This is a genomic window from Mycobacterium sp., from assembly GCF_050701675.1.
Taxonomy (GTDB): Bacteria; Actinomycetota; Actinomycetes; order Mycobacteriales; family Mycobacteriaceae; genus Mycobacterium.
Window position 1 is genome coordinate 1 of sequence record NZ_JBOGDD010001353.1, and the last position, 4,209, is coordinate 4,209.

The following is a 4,209-nucleotide window of genomic DNA, read 5'->3' on the forward strand; positions in this document are numbered from 1 at the left end:
GTGCGGCAGTCGCACCGACCGATCCGGTGGCCGCGCTTGCGGTGGGGAGCAAGGTGGGTTTGCCGCGTCATCTGCTCACGCTGATCCAGGGCGAAGGATTGCTCAACGACGCCACCGCGCTCACGATCCTCGCGGTGGCCATCGCCGCGGCCCAAGGCGATGGGTTTTCGATCCCGTCGGCCGCCGGTCAGTTCCTCCTGGCCGTCGCCGGGGGTCTGCTCGTGGGCGTGTTGGTCGCGTTGGGTCGGCGTCTGCTGAGACCCTGGACAGGCGACCTTCTCACGTCCAATGCGATATCGTTGGCCACGCCATTCCTCGCCTACCTGCTCGGCGAGGAACTTCACGTCTCGGGTGTGTTGGCAGTGGTCGTCTGTGGGCTGATCGCCGGACACGACGCTCCCCGTTCGGAATCCGGCGCGAGCCGCTTACAGACCGGTGCGGTATGGCGATTGGTGAATTTCCTGCTCGAGGGCTTCGTATTCCTGCTGATCGGCCAGCAGCTTCCGTCGATCGTTGACGGGCTCGATCAGTACGACACGTCCACGATCGTCGTCGCCGTAGCCATCACCGTCGCGGCGGTGTTGCTGGTGCGACCACTGTGGTTGCTGCTCACCCAATCATTGCCGCGATCACTGCACACCCGGCTGGGCAACGCGCCCGACGCAGACGGCGGCGACGACGCGGACAACGTGGTGCGCCAGCGACGAGGACTACCGAACCCGACCTCCGAGCGACTCACAGGACGTGAGGTCTTCATCCTGAGCTGGGCGGGCGCGCGCGGCGTCGTTAGCCTCGCGGCGATCTTCACCGTGCCGCGGCTCACCGAGAGCGGACAGCCGTTCCCCGATCGCGACCTGCTGTTGTTTTGCACTCTGGTTGTCGTCCTGGTAACGCTTGTCGGGCAAGGGCTTACATTTGCGCCGCTGGTGCGCGCATTGGGCATCCGCGCCAACGCCAGCGACGAAGCCCGCCTCCGCAACGAAGCTCGCGCGGCAGGCATCGATGCCGCGCTCGCCAGCCTCGAGGAGATGAAGCAGCAAAGTCACGACGACGTCGAGAAGCGGGCAATCGACAGCCTTCGGGAGCAGCTGTCCGTTCGCCTGGCTCGATATCAGGATCGTCTGGATCTGCTACGAACTTCGGAGTCCACCGAGGTACCGGTGTCGCCCGACTATGAGACCGCCCTACGAGTCCGGCGCGCCGCAATTGACGCACAACGCGACGAACTCGTGCGCTGGCGTGACACCGGCATCTTGCCCGACGAGGGCTTACGGGTCCTCGAGCGCGAGTTGGATCGCGAAGAGGGGATACTGCCCGTGCGGCCGTTCCTGGCGCCGCCGCGTCCACCCCGCAAGCGCAAGCCGTGATGGACGGTCCGTCGTGCCGATCGCCCATCGCCGCGTGATGTCGCGCCCACGGGCTCATCGCCGACATCTCTGGGCTACCGGCGGGGCTGCGTGACGCGACTGTAGCGTTGACGACCGTGAACTTCTCCCGTACGTCTTCTTCCGTCGCGCTCGTGGCCTGTGCCGCGTCGTTCGTCATGGCTCTCTCCGCATGCGGCTCCCCCGCCATCGAAACGGCAGCCGCAGCCGGCGCGTGCCCGTCGGCGGCGCCGGAAGCCGGTGCCACGCCCGAATGGACGCTCCCCGGAACGACGGGCAACGTCGCCGTCACCGGATCCACGGATACGACGGCGCCGTACGTCAAGGTGGATGGACCATTCAGCGTCACTGAGACCCAGGTACACACACTGCAGGCCGGTGCTGGGCCCGTCGTCGCGGACACGGCGACGGTTTCCGTCTGCTACATGGGCGTCAACGGACGTGACGGCCACGTGTTCGACAGCAGCTATGAACGCGGCGCTGCGGCCGACTTCCCGCTCGACGGGGTCGTGCCGGGCTTTCAGAAGGCCATCGCAGGGCAGAAGGTCGGCTCCACGGTCGCCGTCGCCATGAACCCCGCCGACGGTTACCCGAACGGTCAGCCCAGTGCTGGCATCCAGAAGGGTGATTCGCTCGTCTTCGCGATCAAGATCCTCGGCACCTCGAGTTGATCTCGGAGATCAGGTGACGAAGACGGGTACCCGCATCGCCCCTACACAACCGGTGTCATAGCCGTCGGGTCGGTTCAAGAAGTCGGCTACGACTGCGCGCCCGCATTCCGATTGCGAGTACACGTCATGCCCGATGGCCGGGAACCGGACGACTCTGCTGTTGGTCAGCGTCGCTGCGGCATCGTCCGCTTGGCTCGGCTGCGTGATCGCATCGAATGTGCCAGCGAGCAGAAGTACTGGAATATCGCTCTGCACGGGAGTATTCACGCTCGGGTCGGCACGACCGACGTCCCACACCGGGCATTCGTCCATTAGTCGAGCGAACTGCGGTTGAATCGCCAGAACCGCAGCGGGAAAGCCGGGAAGAACTTTGTGAGCCTCGGCCGCAATTGCATCGGGTGTCGTGAACGCCGCAGCCTCCCTGCACATCACGCCATACCTGAGCCCGTAGCCCATCAGGTCGACGGAAGGAACCGACGCCTGCACCGCCGCGGCAGCAGCACGCCCGTCTCCGCTCGCCGTGGCGTGAATCATCTGAGGCAGTGAGGCGTACAAAGTCGCATCCGAGCTTCTCAGCACTACGACGTTGGCGAACTTGTAACCATCGATGACCACGTTCTGCGCCGGTCCATCCGCGGATGCCGGGACGTCAACGGTCATCGGCGTCTCCGCCAACCGCGCGACGGTGGTGGTGAACTCATTCGCGAGGTCGGGATATGTCCGCGCACAGGTGGGCTGTGCGGCGCATGCGTCGAACACCGCTTGATACCCACCGGCAGCGCTCCCCCACAGGTGGGTCAGCAGATTGTTCTGGGGCGGCGCCACGGAGTCGAGGACGACACTGCTGATGCCCTCGGGATGATCGCGAATCAACTGCAATGCCAGGTCGGTGCCGTAGGAGACGCCGTACACATGCCAGGAGTCGATCCCCATCGCCGTCCGCAGGTCAGCCACATCGGCCGCATTCTCGACGCTGTTGAAGGCGCTCAGGTCAATGCCCTTGGCCGTCAGGCGATCATGGCAGGCCCGGATCGCGTCCAGGCTGCGCTGGGCGGCAGCAGGCGCAAGCATCGAGGTGCTGACCGACTCCGCAAGGAAGCCATCGTATTCCGCACAGCTGAGCATCGGATCGGCATGGAAGGTGCCGCGCTGACTGAAGAAGATGACGTCCCGGTCGCGATTGATGCCCTTGTCCCGAAAGTGCTCCAGGATCACGATGGTCGTGCTGCCGGGCCCGCCGTTGAGATAGACCATCGGCGTCCGTCGAGGGTCCGGTGACTCGGCCTTCAATCGTGCGACGGCAAGCTTGATCGTCGGGCCGTCGAGATCGGTACGACTCTCGGGCACGGTGAGAATCCCGCAGTCGACATCCGGACCAAGATCCAACTCGGGCGTCCCCGCCAGGTTGGGCGAAGGACAGGGCGCAGATGCATATGAGGCATTGGTGGCAGACCGCTCGGCAGCGCTTGTCGGCTGCGTTGCTCCGGTTGTCTGCGCACATCCGGCCAGCACGAGTGCCCCGGCGACGAGCACTGCACCCAGGCGCCAACCTCTTGATACTGACGCCGACGTAAATTTCATCTAACGACCGTAGACCATTGCCTTGCAACCGAGTAGGCAGTGCCTACGGCAATGCCGGTCGCGCGGCGGCGATTCGTGCAGCGGTTCTAGCCGCCGCCGGTGTTGATGTTCGACGACAGCGTGATGAAATAGCCGTTCTTCCAGATGCCCCAGCGCCCGCCCCAGCCCGAGATCCAAATCACCGGCTCCCCGTTCCAGAACTCGGCAGGCTTGGGCGGTGCATTCGGCGGTGGTATCTCACCCATGACGGGCGCCGGCGGTGGAACCGGATCGGCGATCGCCGAAGCAGCGCCCAGGCCAAGGATGGCCGCGGCGAGTCCGCCCGCAACTGCAACGGTAGACAGAGTGGTCTTGATCAAGGTCATGCGTATCACTCCAGCGTTGAGACGGCATCCGGCTACTTAGCAGGAATAACCACCCTACGCGACGGCCAAACGCTTCGGATACCAAGTGTCGCTTCGCACAACGCCGTCACGATCGAATGCGACCCAATCGCATGCGCGTGTCAACGAGGACTCGACGGTTCATGATGGAGGCCATGGAATCGACCCGCGTGGACCGCTGGTTGTGGG

General features: G+C 64.8%; 4 protein-coding genes. 2 read left to right on the forward strand and 2 right to left on the reverse strand.

Annotated features, from left to right (window positions below; genetic code table 11):
* Together ACRDUX_RS41780 and ACRDUX_RS41785 are read left to right on the forward strand one after the other, a co-directional pair.
* Window positions 1–1,367, forward strand: a 1,367-nt coding sequence (locus ACRDUX_RS41780; RefSeq protein WP_526423603.1) for a cation:proton antiporter, incomplete at its 5' end; no start/stop codon positions are given.
* A gap of 116 nt (window positions 1,368–1,483) precedes the next feature.
* Window positions 1,484–2,056, forward strand: coding sequence for an FKBP-type peptidyl-prolyl cis-trans isomerase (locus ACRDUX_RS41785; protein ID WP_526423605.1), 573 nt, complete (start codon window positions 1,484–1,486; stop codon window positions 2,054–2,056).
* 9 nt (window positions 2,057–2,065) lie between these two features.
* Here the strand turns inward: ACRDUX_RS41785 and ACRDUX_RS41790 are convergent, their stop codons facing one another.
* Together ACRDUX_RS41790 and ACRDUX_RS41795 are read right to left on the reverse strand one after the other, a co-directional pair.
* Window positions 2,066–3,403: an alpha/beta fold hydrolase gene (locus ACRDUX_RS41790; protein WP_526423606.1), complete on the reverse strand. Its 1,338-nt coding sequence runs from the start codon at window positions 3,401–3,403 to the stop codon at window positions 2,066–2,068.
* A 320-nt stretch (window positions 3,404–3,723) separates the two neighbouring features.
* Window positions 3,724–4,002 (reverse strand): hypothetical protein, encoded by a 279-nt coding sequence (locus tag ACRDUX_RS41795; RefSeq protein ID WP_526423607.1) that lies wholly within the window; start codon window positions 4,000–4,002, stop codon window positions 3,724–3,726.
* Window positions 4,003–4,209: the final 207 nt, after the last annotated feature.